Origin of the sequence: Solirhodobacter olei (assembly GCF_004010155.1) — a bacterium.
Lineage (GTDB): Bacteria > Pseudomonadota > Alphaproteobacteria > Rhodobacterales > Rhodobacteraceae > Solirhodobacter > Solirhodobacter olei.
The window spans coordinates 159,128-174,392 of sequence record NZ_RRYH01000005.1; the positions used below are offsets into that span (position 1 = coordinate 159,128).

At 70.5% G+C, this 15,265-nt stretch carries 19 protein-coding genes; 14 read left to right on the forward strand and 5 right to left on the reverse strand.

Annotation, left to right across the window (positions count from 1 at the left end; translation table 11 throughout):
* Positions 1-150: 150 nt before the first annotated feature.
* On the forward strand, positions 151-399 hold the full coding sequence (locus tag EIP85_RS04885) for a CDGSH iron-sulfur domain-containing protein (RefSeq protein ID WP_127901041.1): 249 nt from the start codon (positions 151-153) through the stop codon (positions 397-399).
* Between the two features lie 36 nt (positions 400-435).
* Here the strand turns inward: EIP85_RS04885 and EIP85_RS04890 are convergent, their stop codons facing one another.
* The gene (locus EIP85_RS04890; RefSeq protein WP_127901042.1) at positions 436-738 is read right to left on the reverse strand and encodes a DUF6455 family protein; all 303 of its coding nucleotides are present in this window, start codon (positions 736-738) and stop codon (positions 436-438) included.
* An 88-nt stretch (positions 739-826) separates the two neighbouring features.
* Positions 827-2,092, reverse strand: a complete 1,266-nt coding sequence (locus EIP85_RS04895) for a DUF2254 domain-containing protein (protein WP_127901043.1) — start codon at positions 2,090-2,092, stop codon at positions 827-829.
* Between the two features lie 53 nt (positions 2,093-2,145).
* Here EIP85_RS04895 and EIP85_RS04900 point away from each other — a divergent pair, with 53 nt between their 5' ends.
* From EIP85_RS04900 to EIP85_RS04910, 3 genes are all read left to right on the forward strand, one after another.
* Positions 2,146-2,382 (forward strand): hypothetical protein, encoded by a 237-nt coding sequence (locus EIP85_RS04900; protein ID WP_127901044.1) that lies wholly within the window; start codon positions 2,146-2,148, stop codon positions 2,380-2,382.
* A gap of 111 nt (positions 2,383-2,493) precedes the next feature.
* Complete coding sequence (gene aspS / locus EIP85_RS04905) at positions 2,494-4,266, forward strand: aspartate--tRNA ligase (RefSeq protein WP_127901045.1); 1,773 nt, start codon at positions 2,494-2,496, stop codon at positions 4,264-4,266.
* 142 nt (positions 4,267-4,408) lie between these two features.
* Positions 4,409-5,128 carry a GNAT family N-acetyltransferase gene (locus EIP85_RS04910; protein WP_127901046.1) on the forward strand — a complete coding sequence of 240 codons (720 nt, stop codon included), beginning with the start codon at positions 4,409-4,411 and terminating at the stop codon, positions 5,126-5,128.
* A gap of 25 nt (positions 5,129-5,153) precedes the next feature.
* Here the strand turns inward: EIP85_RS04910 and EIP85_RS04915 are convergent, their stop codons facing one another.
* Complete coding sequence (locus tag EIP85_RS04915; protein ID WP_127901047.1) at positions 5,154-5,936, reverse strand: response regulator; 783 nt, start codon at positions 5,934-5,936, stop codon at positions 5,154-5,156.
* Between the two features lie 205 nt (positions 5,937-6,141).
* Here EIP85_RS04915 and mce point away from each other — a divergent pair, with 205 nt between their 5' ends.
* Both mce and EIP85_RS04925 read left to right on the forward strand, forming a co-directional pair.
* Positions 6,142-6,546: a methylmalonyl-CoA epimerase gene (gene mce, locus EIP85_RS04920; RefSeq protein ID WP_127901048.1), complete on the forward strand. Its 405-nt coding sequence runs from the start codon at positions 6,142-6,144 to the stop codon at positions 6,544-6,546.
* Positions 6,546-6,830 carry a DUF1467 family protein gene (locus tag EIP85_RS04925; protein ID WP_127901049.1) on the forward strand — a complete coding sequence of 95 codons (285 nt, stop codon included), beginning with the start codon at positions 6,546-6,548 and terminating at the stop codon, positions 6,828-6,830. The genes mce and EIP85_RS04925 overlap by 1 nt, the downstream gene beginning before the upstream one ends.
* Here the strand turns inward: EIP85_RS04925 and EIP85_RS04930 are convergent.
* Together EIP85_RS04930 and EIP85_RS04935 are read right to left on the reverse strand one after the other, a co-directional pair.
* Complete coding sequence (locus tag EIP85_RS04930; protein WP_127901050.1) at positions 6,769-7,485, reverse strand: EI24 domain-containing protein; 717 nt, start codon at positions 7,483-7,485, stop codon at positions 6,769-6,771. The two genes, EIP85_RS04925 and EIP85_RS04930, sit on opposite strands and share 62 nt — an antisense overlap.
* Entirely contained in the window at positions 7,482-8,075 is a 594-nt protein-coding gene (locus tag EIP85_RS04935) for a nitroreductase family protein (RefSeq protein ID WP_241559891.1), read from the reverse strand. Before EIP85_RS04935 ends, EIP85_RS04930 begins: the two co-directional genes overlap by 4 nt.
* A 133-nt stretch (positions 8,076-8,208) precedes the next feature.
* Between EIP85_RS04935 and EIP85_RS04940 the strand changes: the two genes are divergently transcribed.
* The 8 genes from EIP85_RS04940 (at position 8,209) to EIP85_RS04975 (ending at position 15,263) form a co-directional block, all read left to right on the forward strand.
* Positions 8,209-8,697, forward strand: coding sequence for a DUF2127 domain-containing protein (locus EIP85_RS04940; RefSeq protein ID WP_206615460.1), 489 nt, complete (start codon positions 8,209-8,211; stop codon positions 8,695-8,697).
* A 49-nt stretch (positions 8,698-8,746) separates the two neighbouring features.
* A complete protein-coding gene (locus tag EIP85_RS04945) occupies positions 8,747-9,484 on the forward strand; it encodes a phosphatase PAP2 family protein (RefSeq protein WP_127901052.1) in 738 nt (245 codons plus the stop codon).
* 206 nt (positions 9,485-9,690) lie between these two features.
* Positions 9,691-10,686, forward strand: a complete 996-nt coding sequence (locus EIP85_RS04950) for an SPOR domain-containing protein (RefSeq protein WP_127901053.1) — start codon at positions 9,691-9,693, stop codon at positions 10,684-10,686.
* 24 nt (positions 10,687-10,710) lie between these two features.
* Positions 10,711-11,859: a D-alanyl-D-alanine carboxypeptidase family protein gene (locus EIP85_RS04955; protein WP_127901054.1), complete on the forward strand. Its 1,149-nt coding sequence runs from the start codon at positions 10,711-10,713 to the stop codon at positions 11,857-11,859.
* On the forward strand, positions 11,856-12,518 hold the full coding sequence (tmk, locus tag EIP85_RS04960) for a dTMP kinase (protein ID WP_127901055.1): 663 nt from the start codon (positions 11,856-11,858) through the stop codon (positions 12,516-12,518). The genes EIP85_RS04955 and tmk overlap by 4 nt, the downstream gene beginning before the upstream one ends.
* On the forward strand, positions 12,515-13,630 hold the full coding sequence (locus EIP85_RS04965) for a DNA polymerase III subunit delta' (RefSeq protein WP_127901056.1): 1,116 nt from the start codon (positions 12,515-12,517) through the stop codon (positions 13,628-13,630). Before tmk ends, EIP85_RS04965 begins: the two co-directional genes overlap by 4 nt.
* A gap of 17 nt (positions 13,631-13,647) precedes the next feature.
* Positions 13,648-14,466, forward strand: coding sequence for a TatD family hydrolase (locus tag EIP85_RS04970; RefSeq protein WP_127901057.1), 819 nt, complete (start codon positions 13,648-13,650; stop codon positions 14,464-14,466).
* Complete coding sequence (locus tag EIP85_RS04975; protein ID WP_127901058.1) at positions 14,466-15,263, forward strand: MBL fold metallo-hydrolase; 798 nt, start codon at positions 14,466-14,468, stop codon at positions 15,261-15,263. Before EIP85_RS04970 ends, EIP85_RS04975 begins: the two co-directional genes overlap by 1 nt.
* Positions 15,264-15,265: the final 2 nt, after the last annotated feature.

Consider the following 15,265-nt stretch of genomic DNA (forward strand, 5'->3'; position numbering starts at 1 on the left):
GGCAACGCCTTGCACGGCGCGATTCGGGCGCCCCTCTCCCAGACGTGATGCCGCGTCAACGCACAGCGGCCCTGCACCGCGGCCCGAGCCGCCGGCTTGACCGCACGCCCCGGCCCGCGCCAGCATCGCCACAACCACAAGGAGGATTCCATGACCGATACGTCCGCCCCGACCATCGCCCAGAAGGCCCCCTTCAGGGTCGAGCTGGAAGCCGGCAAGACCTATTTCTGGTGCGCCTGCGGGCAAAGCAAGAACCAGCCCTTCTGCGACGGCAGCCACAAGGGCACGGGCTTCACCCCCGTGAAGCTGCAGGCGGAGGAGGGCAAGTCCGCCTGGCTCTGCGGCTGCAAGCATTCGGCCAACGCGCCGTTCTGCGACGGCACCCACAAGGGCCTCTGAGGCCTCCGATCCCCGACCGGCGCCCCGGAGCGCGCGTCAGAAGGCCGTCGCCGGCATCAGTCTGGAGCGCCGCGGCATCCGTTTCCGCGCGCCCTCCAGCGGCGCGCGGCAGGCGCAGAACTCCGGCAGATGCTCGGCCCGCCCGGTGGTGCGGCCCAGCCAGTCGAGGCACTCCGCCTGCCGCGGACAGGCGCCGCAATCGCGCATCATGGCCTCCAGCCCCTCGCGGCTGAGCGCACCGGTGGAAAGGGCCTCGGCAAGGCTAAACCCCAGCGCCCGTGCCATGCCACGCGCCAGCCAGAAGGGCCGGATCACGGTCAGATCGCCATCGTCTCTCATCCCCGCCTCCGTCGCGTCCGGGCCACTCCGACCGGCCCGGTGGGACCCCCAGCTTCGACCCCGGGGACCGCGCCGGCCATGACCCAGATCAAGCCTCGTCCGGCACGCCGGCGGCCGTGCGCACCGCGACGTTGAGATCGCGCAGGATCTCGCGGTCCGCCTCCACCGCAAGCGCCGCCTCGGCCCGCGCCAGCGCGTCATCCGACTGGCGCGCCGCCGCGTGCCCGAAATCGGCACGATCGAGCCGGGCCAGCGTCGCGAGCGCCTTCTGCAGGCGGATCTGCACCTCGACCAGGCTCGCGCCGTCGCGGGCGATCGGGCGGAAGACATCCTCGAACAGCTCTCGCGCCGCAATCTCCGGCACCCAGATATGCGGATGTTTCAGCAGCGCTTCCCCGGGTGCCCCCCAAAGCGCGATCAGCCGGACCGCGCGCCCCAGCACGTCGATCGCCGTGCCGGGATCGTTCACGGCCGGCGACAGCGCACGCGAGGCGACTTCGGCCAGCACCTGCAGCCCGAAGCGGGGATCCTGCTCGAAACTGCGCGCCTGGCCGATGGTAAAGGCCGCCGCGATGCGATCCTTCACCCCCGTCTCGGCGGGCCCCACGACATGGGCGAGCGGGCGGGACGGGTCCACGAAGGCGCCGGGAAGGGCCGCGACATGGACCTGCACGCCGGCACCCTCGGCCACCGACTCCAGCGCGCCGGTGTCGAGGTGCTGGACATAGCCGATCCGATCAGGAAAGACCGGATGCGCCCCGTCGGGCAGCGGGCCGCGGCGGGGATGGCCGCCGAGGTAGGGCGCCGCCAGCCGTGCGGCCAGTGCCGCCTCCGCCGCCCGCTCCACCCGGCTCAGCACGTCGCGCATCCGGCCGAATTCGCTCAGATGCGCGATCCATCGCAGCATGGTCAGAACGATCACCGCCACCATCACCAGCGTCACGATGAACAGAACGAGCCGCCCGCCCGCGCCGTAAAGCCCCGCCTTCAGCGCGATGATCCCGACCAGGCTGAACAGGAAGGTGCCGAGGAAGGTCGCCAGCACGTTCTGGGTCGTGCCGTCCTGCATTAGCAGCACCACCGCCCGCGGCGTCGCCGCCTGCGCGGCGCCCGAAAGGGCAGAGACCATGATCCCCAGCGAGAACGTCGTTACCGCCAGCATCGAGGAGGCGAGGATGGTCAGGATCGCATCCACCGACCCCGCGCCGAAGCTCTTGCCCGCGCCACTCGGCAGAAAGCCCTGCACCCCGGCCGCGACCAGCGCCGTCACCACGCCGAGAAGCGCGTAGAGCGAGGCCCGCACCCAGAGTTTCCGGGAGAAGGCCACAAGCCGCCATTTCCAGACCGAGAACATTCACCCTCCCGCGCCCGCTTCCGCGCGCGGGCGGGCCGCGCTAGACTGCAGTTATGTTTACCATCGAACACGATTTCGACGCGACCGTCATCACCCTCGTCGACGAGGGCAGCCTGCCGCTGCAGGAAGACATCATCGTGCAGGCCTTCGAGGATTGCGTGACGGTGGAGCAATACGACGCCCGGCGAGACGAGGTGGTCAAGCTCACCTTCTCGATGACTCAGCTGCGCGACCTGCGCGCCGCGCTCAACCTGCCCGAGGGCGTCTACCGGCTTCGTCCGGCCAAGTAGGCCGGGCCATCCGCGCGCGGCCCCGGGGTCCGCGGCGCCCGCGCGGCTTGACTTCCCCGCCCGCCACGTGTGTATCGGCGCGAAAACATGTGCCGCCCGAAGGGGACGATTATGAACGCCTACCGCAGCCACACCTGCGCGGATCTCAACACCAGCCACGTCGGCCAGTCCGTGCGCCTGTCCGGCTGGGTCCACCGCGTGCGCGACCACGGCGGCATCCTGTTCGTCGACCTGCGCGACCACTACGGCATCACCCAGGTCCTCGCCGACCCCGACAGCCCCGCCTTCAAGGATGTCGAGAAGGTCCGCGCCGAATGGGTCATCCGGATCGAGGGCGAGGTGAAGGCCCGCGACGCCTCGCTCGTCAACCCGAAGCTGCCGACGGGCGAGATCGAGGTCTACATCCGCGCGCTCGACGTGCTCGGCCCGGCCGACGAACTGCCGCTCCCCGTCTTCGGCGAGACCGAATACCCGGAGGAAACGCGCCTCACCTACCGCTTCCTCGACCTCCGCCGCGAGGGGCTGCACGACAAGATGATCCTGCGCTCGAACGTCGTCCGCTCCATCCGCAACCGGATGTGGGACGCCGGCTTCAACGAGTTCCAGACCCCGATCATCACCGCCTCCTCGCCCGAGGGCGCGCGCGACTTCCTGGTGCCCTCGCGGCTCCACCCCGGCAAGTTCTACGCGCTGCCGCAGGCGCCTCAGCAGTTCAAGCAGCTGATCATGGTGGCTGGCTTCGACCGCTACTTCCAGATCGCCCCCTGCTTTCGCGACGAAGACCCGCGCGCCGACCGTAGCCCAACCGACTTCTACCAGCTCGACCTCGAGATGAGCTTCGTCGAGCAGGAGGACGTCTTCGCCACGGTCCAGCCGGTCCTCCAGGGCCTCTTCGAGGAATTCGGCCAGGGCAAGACCGTCCACGCCGATTGGCCGCGCATTCCCTTCGCAGAGGCGATGCTGAAATACGGCTCCGACAAGCCGGACCTCCGCAACCCGATCGAGATGCAGGTGGTCTCCGACCACTTCCGCGGCGGCGGCTTCGGCCTTTTCGCCAAGCTCCTGGAGCAGGACGGCACCCAGATCCGCGCCATCCCGGCGCCCACCGGCGGCAGCCGCGCCTTCTGCGACCGGATGAACGCCTTCGCCCAAGCCCAGGGCCTGCCCGGCATGGGCTATATCTTCTGGCGCGAGGAAAACGGCGAAACGACCGGCGCCGGCCCGATCGCCAAGAACATCGGCCCGGAAAGGACCGAGGCGATCCGCGCCCAGCTCGGCCTGAAAGCCGGCGACGCCGCCTTCTTCCTCGCCGGCAAGCCCGAAACCTTCGAGTCGGTCGCCGCCAAGGCCCGCAACGAGATCGGCCGCGAGCTGGGCCTGACCGAGGAAAACTGCTTCCGCTTCGCCTGGATCGTCGATTTCCCGATGTACGAGAAGACGGACGAGGGCGGGATCGACTTCTCCCACAACCCGTTCTCGATGCCGCAGGGCGGGCTAGAGGCGCTCTCGGGCGACCCGCTGTCGGTGAAGGGCTACCAGTACGACCTCGCCTGCAACGGCTACGAGATCATCTCGGGCGCGATCCGGAACCACCGGCCGGAAATCATGTTCAAGGCCTTCGAGATCGCGGGCTACCCGAAGTCGGAAGTAGAGAAGCGCTTCGGCGGCATGGTGAAGGCGTTCCGCTATGGCGCGCCTCCGCACGGCGGCTGCGCGGCCGGGATCGACCGGATCGTGATGCTCCTCGCCGACGAGATGAACATTCGCGAGGTCATCATGTTCCCGATGAACCAGCGCGCCGAGGACCTGCTGATGGGCGCCCCCTCCGAACCCACCAACACCCAGCTGCGCGAACTCGGCCTCCGCGTCGTCCCACGCGAGTGATCCCGGCGGGGGCCGCGCGCCCCCTCCCCCTGCGCCTTTGCCCCATTACCCCCTGAAGAGGGCCAGCGCCGCTCGGGCTGGACAGGACCCGCGCGGCAGTCGACAAGGAGCGGGCGCAAAGAGCGGATCGGGAGGACGGACCATGACAGAGCAACGCGAATACGGCGCGCCGGTTGTGAATTGGACGCCGCCCCCCGCCCCCGGCCCGTCCGTGATCGAGGGCCGCTACGTCCGGCTCGAACGGCTCGACCCCGCGGCCCATGCGGCCGATCTCCACGCCGCCAACGCCGCCTCCGACGCGATCTGGGATTACCTGCCCTACGGCCCCTTCACCACCGTCGCCGAATACGAGGCCTGGGCCCGCGAGATGGCCCAGCTGGCAGACCCGTATTTCTACGCCATCCGCGATCGCGCCAGCGGGCGGGCCTGCGGGGTGGCAAGCTTCCTGCGCATCGCGCCCGCCTCGGGCTCGATCGAGGTCGGCCATATCAACTTCTCGCCGGCCCTGCAGCGCACGCCCGCCGCCACCGAGGCGATGTACCTGATGATGGGCTGGGCCTTCGAGGCGGGCTACCGTCGCTACGAATGGAAATGCGACTCGCTGAACATGCCATCGCGCCGGGCCGCGCAGCGCCTCGGCCTGTCCTACGAGGGGATCTTCCGCCAGGCGACGGTCTACAAGGGCCGCAACCGCGACACAGCCTGGTTCGCGGCGATCGACAAGGAATGGCCGGGCCTCCGCACCGCTTTCGAGACCTGGCTCGCGCCGGAGAACTTCGACGCCGATGGCCGCCAGCGCCAGAGCCTTTCCACGCTCACCCGCCCGCATCTCGCCGCGACCGACCCGGCCTTCCCGGGCTGACGGGTGCCGCGCCGCCACTGCGCCCTCAGGGGCCGGAGCCCGGATGCGGGCTTTCGGTCCAGAGCGGGGCGCCAGCGGCAAGGCGGTCGCGCAGCAGCCCGGCCACCCGGCGCAGCGCCGCCTCGCGCCGGGTCGCGGGCGGCCCGGCGCCCGCGCCGCGCTCCGCCCGCAGGTCGTGCGCCAGCCGCACGGCGGCATGTTCAAGCTGGCGGTCATGCGCGCTCCGCGCCAGGCCCGACAGGAAGCGCGAGACGTAGTCGCCCGCAGGCCCGTCCGGTCCGCTGGCAAGGATGTCCTCGGCCAGCGCGAGATCGTCCCTGAGCGCGATCGGGTCGGGCGCCAGCGGTGGCTCCTCGCGCGGCTCCTCCACCGGGCCGACCAGCCGCGCCTGCTCCGGCAGATAGGCCAGAAGCGCGGCCTGGAACCCGGCGAGCCCCGGCAAGGGCTTGTCAAGGAAACCGTCCGCCCCGGCAGCGAGCGCGGCCGGCGCCAGCAGCGGGTCCCCCGAGGTGCCGAGGATCACCGCCGGCCGCGCCGAATGCTGCACCAGATCCGCGATCAGCGCCTCGCCCGGCCCGTCCGGCAGACCCAGATCGACGATCAGCACGTCCGGCCGGTAGACCCGCAGGTGCCGCGCGGCCGCGGCCAGGCTGTCCGCCCGCCTCAGCCGGGCGCCGCTGTGCTGGCAGAGCAGCCGCATCGCCTCGCAGGCATAGCGGCTGTCCTCCACCACCAGAACCGTCAGCCCGGCCAGCGGATGCTCCGCGGTCGGGCGCTGCAGCGGGGGGAAGGCAATCGTGTCGGGCATGGCAGGTCCTCCTTTGGGCTGATCCTCCAGCGGGGCCCCGATCGGGCGCAGGGCAGGCGCCGGGGCTTCGCCCGGCCGCCCGACTCCCATTGAAGCGCCAGAGTGGCTAACGGCCGGTAAACGCGCGGATGTGATCGCACCGCCCCAACGCCCCCTTGCGCCTCCACACCCGAGCGGATAACGAGATCGTGAGGAGTGTGTCAAAATGATCGGCCGCTTGAACCATGTCGCCATTGCCGTACCGGACCTCGCGAGGGCCGCTGCGCAGTATCGCGACACGCTCGGCGCCAGCGTCGGCGATCCGCAGGACGAGCCCGACCACGGCGTCACGGTTGTCTTCATCGACCTGCCGAACACCAAGATCGAGCTGCTGCACCCGCTGGGCGACGCCTCCCCCATCACGGCTTTCCTGGCGAAGAACCCCGCCGGCGGCATCCACCACCTCTGCTACGAGGTCGCGGACATCCGCGCCGCCCGCGACCGGCTGAAGGCCGAGGGCGCGCGCGTGCTCGGCGATGGCGAACCCAAGACCGGTGCGCATGGCAAGCCGGTCCTGTTCCTGCATCCGAAGGATTTCAACGGCTGCCTCATCGAGCTGGAGGAGCAGTGATGACGCTGGCCGATGGCCTCCTCCTGTTCCTGATGATCTGGGCGCTGGTCTTCATGGTCGCGCTGGCGATCCCCTTCCCGACCCAGGGCGAAAGCGGCGACGTCGTGCCCGGCACGCCCAGTTCCGCGCCCGCTCGGGTGAACCTCGCACGGCGCGCGCGCTTCACCACCGCCGTGGCCGCGGTGCTGTTCCTGTGCACCTGGGCGGTGATCGAGCTCGACCTCACCCACGGCCCGATGACGGGCGACGTGACGGTGCCGGCAACCGAACCGTCAGGTGGCTGAAGGCCGCCGCGGCAAGCACCGGCACGGCGAGGTTCACCAGCGGGATCGTCAGCGGTACGGCCAGCAGCGTGCCGAGCAGCCAGACCTGGCCGATATTGGCGCGCACCATCGCCCGCGCCTCGCGCCCCGCCAGCCGCCGCGCGGCCGCGCCCTGCGCATATTCGCGCCCCAGAAGGAAGCCGTTTACCGCCCAGAACAGGAACGGCGCGAAGGGCCCTGAGAGCAGGTAGAAGACCAGCGCCAAGAGGTTGACGACCAGGCTCAGCCCGGCCAGCCGCAACCCCTCGCCGGCGAGCTCTCCAAGGCCCTGCGGGCGGGCGGGCGGCAGGCCGGGGTAATGCCGCGCCTCAACCGCCTCGGCCACCTCGTCGAGGAAAAGCCCGGTGAAAAGCGCCGCCACCGGCACCATCAGGAAGCCGGAGAGCAGCAGCACCCCCAGCGCCGCCATCCCGCCGGCCAGCCAGTGAACACCACCCACCGCACCGAAGACCGGCAGGGTCAGGTGGCCTGGCACCAGCCGGTCGACACCCCAGACCGCAAGCACCGTAAGCGCGGCGAACAGGATCAGCGTCAGCCCGATCCCGCGCCAGAGCACCCACTGGAAGCGCCGGTCGCCGAACTGCGCCAGCGCCTTCCAGAGGTCGCCCGCGATCACGCGGAAACCCAGGCGACCCGTGCCGCAGGATCCGGGCGCGGCCGCTCCGGCGGCTGGCCGGAGGGCGTGCCGACATGGACGAAGCCCACCACGCTCTCACCCTCGGCAAGGCCCAGCCCTTCGGCCATGAAGCCACGGTCATAGGCCGGCCAGCCGGTCAGCCAGGCCGCGCCCCAGCCTGCCGCCAGCGCGGCATTGACCAGCGAAAGCGCCACGGCCCCCGCGGACAGAAGCTGTTCCTGCGCCGGCGCCTTTTCCGACGGCACGGGCGCGGAGATCACGGCGATGCAGAGCGGCGCCTCGCGAAACTGCGAGATCGCCTTGGCGGCGGCCTCGGGCGCCATCCCCAGCGCCTCGGCGCGCGCCTCGGCAACGCCGGCGAGCCGGTCGAGCGCCGCGCGCTCCAGCACGATCAGCCGCCAGGGCTCCAGCTTGCCGTGGTCGGGCACCCGCAGCCCGGCCTCCAGTATCGGCGCCAGCGCAGCACGGTCGGGCGCCGGGCCCCGCAGCGTCCTTGCCGGATGCGACCGGCGGCCGAGGAGGAAATCGAGGGCGGGCTGGTTGGCGGCAGGCTGGTTCTGGGCGGGCAAGGTCATCTCCTTCGCTTTGAGCCGATATCACCGCTTCGCCGGCCGATTTCAACTCCGCCTTCGCGGGGCGGTGGGGGTACCGGCCGGGCGGCGCAGGGGTTATCTGCAGGGAAAGCCCCATGACCGGCCCGCCATGCAGATCAACGAACACCGCATCCACCAGATCTTCCGCGTCAGCGTGATCCTAAAGGGCCTGCACGCGCTTGTCGAATGCGCGGGCGGGCTGCTTCTCTGGGTGGTCAGTTCCGCGACGCTGGTCCATTGGGTGAACCTCGCCACGCAGGGCGAGCTGGCCGAGGATCCGCGCGACCGGATCGCCACCGCCCTTTACCATGCGGCGCAGCAGCTGAGCCCGGGCGCGCAGCATTTCTACGCGCTCTACCTGCTCCTGCACGGGGTGATAAAGGTCGTGCTCGTGGCGGGGCTGCTGCGGGAGAAGATCCTTGCCTATCCGCTGTCGCTCGCCGCGCTCGGGCTCTTCATCCTCTACCAGCTCTACCGCTACAGCTTCACCCACGCGCCGGGGCTTCTGGTGCTTACTGCCTTCGACCTTTTCGTCATGGTGCTCGTCTGGCACGAATGGCGGCTTCTGCGCCGCCACTTCGAGGCTCGGAAGCGTTGAGCCGCGCTTCGTACTGGACAGGGCGCGCGAGCGAAGCTACGCGGCCCTCATGCGTCACGCGTCCCTGATCCATCTGAGCTTCGCCGCCGCCGTCGTGCTGTTCCTGCTGGCGCCGCACCTGGACCTGCTTGTCTCGCGCACGTTCTACCTGCCCGGCCACGGCTTCTGGATGGCGGGGCAGCCCGACTTCCAGAACCTCCGGCAGCTTTTCCGACATTCGGCCAACGCCGTGGGCTATGCCTCGGGCCTTCTGCTGCTGGCCTCGCTGGCGATCGGGCCGGGGCGGCAGGTCCCCGCGCGGCTCTGGGGCTACGGCTTCGCCACGATGGCGCTTGGCCCCGGGGTGGCGGTGAACCTGATCCTGAAGCCGCTCTGGGGCCGGGCGCGGCCGGCCAATGACGCGCTCTTCGGCGGCGCGCATCACTTCACCCCGGTGTTCCGGATCGCCGACCAATGCAGCTGGGGCTGCTCTTTCGTCTCGGGCGAGGCGGCGGGCGCGATGGGCGCGGCCATCGTGATCGGCGTGCTGCTCTGGCCCGGGCTGACGCGGCGCGGACGGGGCGGGATGGTCGCGCTGCTCGCGGCCTTCGTGATCGCCACGGCGGGTCTGCGCGTCGCCATGGGGCGGCACTTCCTCTCCGACGTGATCTTCGGCGCGCTTCTGAGCGCCTACACCGGCTGGGCGCTCTACCATGTCTTCCGCCTGTCCGAGGTCCGCGGCCGGCTCACCCTGCCCGCGTTCAAGGCCGATGCCCGCGCCTTTGCCCGCAGGCTGACGGGCCACTGACAAGCTGCTGACGGCGCCAAATCACGCTTCCGCAATGTCTCGCGCGAAAACCGCCGAAACCGGCCGGCGGACTTTTCTTGCACGCCAACCCGGGCTAGGATGCGACCGCGATACGCCGGGCCGAGCAGTGCGGCGACGACATGGGGCAGGGCCGGTGGCAGCACCGGCAGAGCGCGGCAGGACGATCGCGCGGGATGGGGGCAAGTATGACGGGACCGACGATCGGCAGAATTTCCCTGGCGATGACTCTGGGGCTGGGCCTGGCGGGCTGCCAGGCGGACCAGCCCTTCGCCTTTCTGAAGGCCAAACCGGCCGCCGCCGGCACGGCTGCGGCAAGCACTGCCGCCCCGGCTGACGCAAGCTCGGTGAAGCTGGTCGACCGCGACGTCGAGGCGCCCGACATCTACCACGCCAAGGCAAAGGCGCTCTGGGACGGGCGTCCCTCGCTCGGCGGGGTCTGGATCGCGGCGGTGAACGTGAAGGAGCCGCAGCGCGTCATCATCCGCAACCCGAAGAACGGCAAATTCGTCATCGGCGCGCTGTTCCACCGCGAGCAGGGCGCGCCGGGGCCGAAGCTGCAGCTGTCCTCCGACGCGGCCGAGGCGCTCGGCATGCTGGCCGGCCAGCCCGCGACGGTGGACGTGACCGCGCTGAAGCGGGTCGAGCAGCCCGCCCCTGCGCCCAAGACCAATCCGAAGGAGCCGGCGCTCTCCAGCAACGAGGCGATCAAGACCAAGCCGATCGCGGATATCCGCGCCTCCGCCGCCGCCGCGATCGACAAGGCGGCAGCCAGGACGACGGCCAAGTCCACCGCCAAGACAGCCATGAACGCCACGGCCAAATCAGCCGCGGCCGAGGCGCGGGTGAAGCCGGTGCCGCGCCCGAAGGCCGCGCCCGCCTCCACCACTCACACGGCCGCTGCCACCCATACCCCTGCCGCGACCCATGCGGCGAAGCCGAAGCAGGCGCTGCTCGGCCGCGACTACGTGCAGATCGGCATCTTCGCGGTCGAGGCCAACGCGCAGCGCGCCTCCAGGCTGATGCAGTCCAAGCATGTCCCGGTGGCAGTCCTGAAGGAGGAAAGCCACGGCAAGACCTATTCGCGCGTTCTCGTCGGCCCGGTGACCTCTGCCAACCGCGACAAGATGCTCGCCAAGATGAAGTCGCTTGGCTTCGAGGATGCCTATGTTGTTGAGAGATAACCGAGGACCGGACCCCCAGACCCCATGAAACGCCTGATCGCCCCCCTCGCCGTCATGGCCCTGCTCGCCGCCCCGGCGGCGCAGGCCTTCGACACGATCGCCACCGCCGCCTATGTCGTCGACGTCGGCTCCGGCACGGTGCTGATGAACAAGGACGGCGACACGCCGATGCCGCCGGCTTCGATGTCGAAGCTGATGACCATCGACCTGTTGTTCCAGGCGCTGAAGGACGGGCGGGTGACGCTCGACACCAAGTTCTCCGTCTCGCCCGAGGCGCAGGCGATGGGCGGCTCGACGATGTTCCTCAACACCCGCGACCATCCGACGGTGCGCCAGCTGATCCAGGGCATCATCGTGCTTTCGGGCAACGACGCCTGCGTGACGGTGGCCGAGGGGCTGGCCGGAACCCAGGACGCCTTCGTCGCCCAGATGAACGCCGAGGCGAAGAAGCTGGGCCTGACCCATTCGCATTACGCGAACGCTTCCGGCTGGCCCAACCCGGGCCAGCTGATGAGCATGCATGACCTCGCCACGCTGGCCATGCACCTCATCAAGACCTACCCGGAATACTACCATTTCTTCTCGGAACAGACCTTCGCCTACGACGGCCGGGCGCCCGCGAACGAGAACAACCGCGACCCGCTCCTTGGCGTCGTGCCCGGCGCGGACGGGATGAAGACCGGCCATACCGAGGCCTCGGGCTACGGCCTCGTCGGCACCGCCAAGCAGGCCGGCCGGCGGGTGCTGGTAGTGATGAACGGCCTGCCCTCCTCCGCCGCCCGGGCGAGCGAGGGCCAGAAGCTGATCAACTGGGGCCTGCGCCAGTTCATCGAGAAGACCGCCGTGACCAAGGGCACCGTGGTGGCCGAGGCGCCGGTCTGGCTCGGCGCCAAGAGCAAGGTCGCGCTTGTGCCGGAGGGAGACGCCCGCATTCTGCTGCCGGTGACCGCCGGCAACAAGCTCGACGCCAAGGTGGTCTACACCGGGCCGCTGAAGGCGCCCCTGAAGGCCGGCCAGAAGGTGGGCGAGCTGGTCATCGACCGGCCTGAACTCGCCCCCGCCCGGATCCCGCTCGTCACCGCCACGGCGGTCCCGCGCGGCGGCTTCCTTGGCCGGGTGATGACGGCGGCGCGCGTGCTTTACCGCGACTTCAAGGGGGCGCAGGGCTCGTGACCGGCGCCGGCCGCGGCAGCTTCATCAGTTTCGAGGGCATCGACGGCTCGGGCAAATCCACCCAGGCCCGTCTGCTGGCCGAAACGCTCCGGGCCGCCGGCCGCGACGTCGTGCTGACCCGCGAACCCGGCGGCTCGCCCGGCGCGGAGGAGATCCGCCGCCTCGTCCTCGAAGGCCACAAGGACCGCTGGTCGGCAGAGACGGAGATCCTCCTCTTCACCGCCGCCCGCCGCGACCACCTTGAAAAGACCATCCGCCCCGCGCTCGCCGCCGGAAAGATCGTCATCACCGACCGCTTCGCCGACAGCACCCGGCTCTACCAGGGCGCGCGCGCCGAGGGGCTGCGCGAGACCGTCGACAGCCTTCATGCCCTGATGATCGGGACGGAACCGGACCTGACCTTTGTCGTCGACATGGACCCGGCCATCGGCCTTGCCCGCGCGCTCTCCCGGAAGGGAACCGAGGAGCGATTCGAAAGCTTCGGCGAAGAGCTGCAGGCCCGCATGCGGCAGGGCTTCCTTGACCTCGCGAAGGAATACGCAGGCCGCTGCGTGGTCATCGACGGCGCCCGCCCGGTAGAGGCCGTCGCGGCCGACATTGCCGCCCTCGCCCAGACGCGTCTCGCCCAGAACCACCACGCCGAAGGGCCAGGGCCATGAGCGAGACCCCCGAACCCGACCGCGTCGAAGGCGCGCCCCATCCGCGCGCCACCGCCCGGCTTCTGGGCCAGGGCGCCGCCGAGGCCGCCTTTCTCGACGCCTTCAACGCCGGGCGCCTGCACCACGGCTGGCTCATCACCGGCCCGCGCGGCACCGGCAAGGCGACGCTGGCCTGGCGCATCGCCCGGTTCCTTCTGGCCGAACAGCCCGCCGACGCCGGCCTCTTCGGTGCCCCGCCCCCGCCCGAAACGCTCGACGTTTCGCCCGATGACCCCAGCGCCCGCCGCATCGCCGCCCTCTCCGAACCGCGGCTGAAGCTGATCCGCCGCTCGCTGGGCGATACCGGCCGCCTGCGCTCGGTCATCTCGGTCGAGGACGTGCGCGACCTCAAGAGCTTCTTCCACCTCTCCGCCGCCGACGGCGGCCGCCGCGTCGTCATCGTCGATGCCGCTGACGATATGAACCCCTCCGCCGCCAACGCGCTCCTGAAGGAGCTGGAGGAGCCGCCGAAGGGCGCGACGATCCTGCTGGTGGCGCACCAGCCCTGGCGGCTTCTGCCCACGATCCGGTCGCGCTGCCGCGAGCTGCGCCTGACCCCGCTGGGGCCCGAAGACATAGCCACGGCGCTGGCCGCCGCCGGGACAGAAGGCGCCGAGGCCGCGGCGCTGGCAGAGCTTGCCGGCGGCTCGGTGGGCGAGGCGATCCGTCTCGCCAATCTCGACGGCACCGCCACCTACGCCGCGATGATCGGGCTCTTCTCGGGCCTGCCCCGCCTCGACCGCGTCAAGGCCATCGCGCTCGCCGAAACCGCCGGCCAGCGCGGGGCGGAGACACGCTTCGACCTGACGCTCACACTCTTCGACGCCTTCCTCGCCCGCCTCGCCCGCACCGGCGCCACCGGAGCGCCGCCGCCCGAGGCGGTGCCCGACGAGGCCCAGCTTCTCGCCCGCCTCTCGCCCGACGCCCGCGCCGGGCGGGGCTGGGCCGACCTCGCCCAAAGCCTCGGCGCCCGCGCCCGTCAGGGCCGGGCGGTCAACCTTGACCCTGCCGCGCTTCTCCTTGATATGGTTCTCAGGATCGACGAAACGGCGGGCGCGCTCGCCCCCCGCTAAGGCCCGACGGCGAGACCATGACAGCCGAGATCGTAGACAGCCACTGCCACCTCGACTTCCCCGATTTCGAGGGCGAGGAAGATGCCGTCATCGCCCGCGCGCGGGACGCCGGCGTCACCCGTATGGTCACGATCTGCACCCGGCTTGCCACCGCCCCCCGCGTCCAGGCCATCGCCGAGGCGCATGAGGGGGTCTTCTGGGCCGCCGGCACCCACCCGATGCGCGCGGGAGAGGAGCCCCTCGTCGCGGTCGAGGCGCTGGAAGCCCTCGCCCGCCACCCGAAATTCGTCGGCATCGGCGAGACCGGGCTGGACTACCACTACTCCGCCGAAAGCAAGGACCAGCAGCAGGAAAGCCTGCGGCTACATATCGAGGCCTGCCGCCGCACCGGCCTGCCCCTGATCATCCATTCCCGCGACGCCGACGCCGACATGGCCCGTATCCTTGCCGAGGAGCATCGCGCCGGCGCCTATTCCTGCGTCATGCACTGCTTCTCGTCCAGCGCCGCGCTGGCAGAGGCCGCGCTCGACCTCGGCTTCTTCCTTTCGATGTCCGGCATCGCCGCCTTCCCGAAATCGGGCGACCTGCGCGCGATCTTCGCTCAGGCCCCGCTCGAGCGGATCCTGGTCGAGACCGACAGCCCCTACCTCGCCCCGCCGCCGCATCGCGGCAAGCGGAACGAACCCGCCTATACCGCCCACACCGCGACGGTGGGCGCAGAGGTCTTCGGCCTCTCCTACGAGGATTTCGCCCGCGCGACCTCCGCCAATTTCGACCGGCTCTTCGCCAAGGCCGCCGCCTGGGTGCCGGGCGGCGCGCCGGGCGGGGCCGCCTAATGGCGCGGCTCCGCTTCACCATCCTCGGCTGCGGCTCCTCCGGGGGCGTCCCGCGCCTCGGCGGCCATTGGGGCGACTGCGATCCGGCCAACCCGAAGAACCGCCGCCGCCGCTGCTCGCTTCTGATCGAGCGCGAGGGGGCTGAAGGCACCACCCGCGTCCTCGTGGACACCACGCCCGACATGCGCGACCAGCTTCTCGACGCCGGCGTGGGGGAACTGGACGCCGTCGTCTATACCCATGCCCACGCCGACCACGTCCACGGCATCGACGACTTGCGCCAGATCGTCTTCAATATCCGTCGCCGCCTGCCGGTCTGGGCCGATGGCGACACGCAGGAGGCGCTGCTCTCCCGCTTCGGCTACGCCTTTGTCCAGCCGGAGGACAGCCCTTATCCCCCAATCCTGGACCTGCACACGATCAAGGGACCCTTCGCCGTCTCCGGCCCGGGCGGAGAGATCGCACTGACGCCGTTCCGGGTGAACCACGGCGCGATCGACGCGCTCGGCTACCGCGTCGGGGGGCTGGCCTATCTGCCCGACGTGCTGACCATCGACGACCAGAGCTGGCCCGTGCTCGAGGGCCTCGACTGCCTCGTGATCGACGCGCTCAGACGCAAGCCGCACCCGACCCATGCCCACCTGGCGCAGGCGCTGGAGTGGATCGAACGGCTCCGCCCCCGCCGCGCGGTACTGACCAACATGCATATCGACCTCGACTACGACACGCTCGAGGCCGAGACACCCGACCACGTCACCCCGGCTTATGACGGCATGACCCTGCACTACGCGGTCTGACC

Bases quoted from the DNA above. Each gene is read 5' to 3' on its own strand.
- EIP85_RS04910 (WP_127901046.1), top strand. From the start codon at position 4,409: ATGACAGAGCAACGCGAATACGGCGCGCCGGTTGTGAATTGGACGCCG.
- EIP85_RS04885 (WP_127901041.1), top strand. From the start codon at position 151: ATGACCGATACGTCCGCCCCGACCATCGCCCAGAAGGCCCCCTTCAGG.
- EIP85_RS04915 (WP_127901047.1), bottom strand. From the start codon at position 5,936: ATGCCCGACACGATTGCCTTCCCCCCGCTGCAGCGCCCGACCGCGGAG.
- mce (WP_127901048.1), top strand. From the start codon at position 6,142: ATGATCGGCCGCTTGAACCATGTCGCCATTGCCGTACCGGACCTCGCG.
- EIP85_RS04955 (WP_127901054.1), top strand. From the start codon at position 10,711: ATGAAACGCCTGATCGCCCCCCTCGCCGTCATGGCCCTGCTCGCCGCC.
- EIP85_RS04970 (WP_127901057.1), top strand. From the start codon at position 13,648: ATGACAGCCGAGATCGTAGACAGCCACTGCCACCTCGACTTCCCCGAT.
- EIP85_RS04900 (WP_127901044.1), top strand. From the start codon at position 2,146: ATGTTTACCATCGAACACGATTTCGACGCGACCGTCATCACCCTCGTC.
- EIP85_RS04975 (WP_127901058.1), top strand. From the start codon at position 14,466: ATGGCGCGGCTCCGCTTCACCATCCTCGGCTGCGGCTCCTCCGGGGGC.
- EIP85_RS04945 (WP_127901052.1), top strand. From the start codon at position 8,747: ATGCGTCACGCGTCCCTGATCCATCTGAGCTTCGCCGCCGCCGTCGTG.
- EIP85_RS04940 (WP_206615460.1), top strand. From the start codon at position 8,209: ATGCAGATCAACGAACACCGCATCCACCAGATCTTCCGCGTCAGCGTG.
- EIP85_RS04925 (WP_127901049.1), top strand. From the start codon at position 6,546: ATGACGCTGGCCGATGGCCTCCTCCTGTTCCTGATGATCTGGGCGCTG.
- EIP85_RS04950 (WP_127901053.1), top strand. From the start codon at position 9,691: ATGACGGGACCGACGATCGGCAGAATTTCCCTGGCGATGACTCTGGGG.
- aspS (WP_127901045.1), top strand. From the start codon at position 2,494: ATGAACGCCTACCGCAGCCACACCTGCGCGGATCTCAACACCAGCCAC.
- EIP85_RS04895 (WP_127901043.1), bottom strand. From the start codon at position 2,092: ATGTTCTCGGTCTGGAAATGGCGGCTTGTGGCCTTCTCCCGGAAACTC.
- EIP85_RS04965 (WP_127901056.1), top strand. From the start codon at position 12,515: ATGAGCGAGACCCCCGAACCCGACCGCGTCGAAGGCGCGCCCCATCCG.
- EIP85_RS04890 (WP_127901042.1), bottom strand. From the start codon at position 738: ATGAGAGACGATGGCGATCTGACCGTGATCCGGCCCTTCTGGCTGGCG.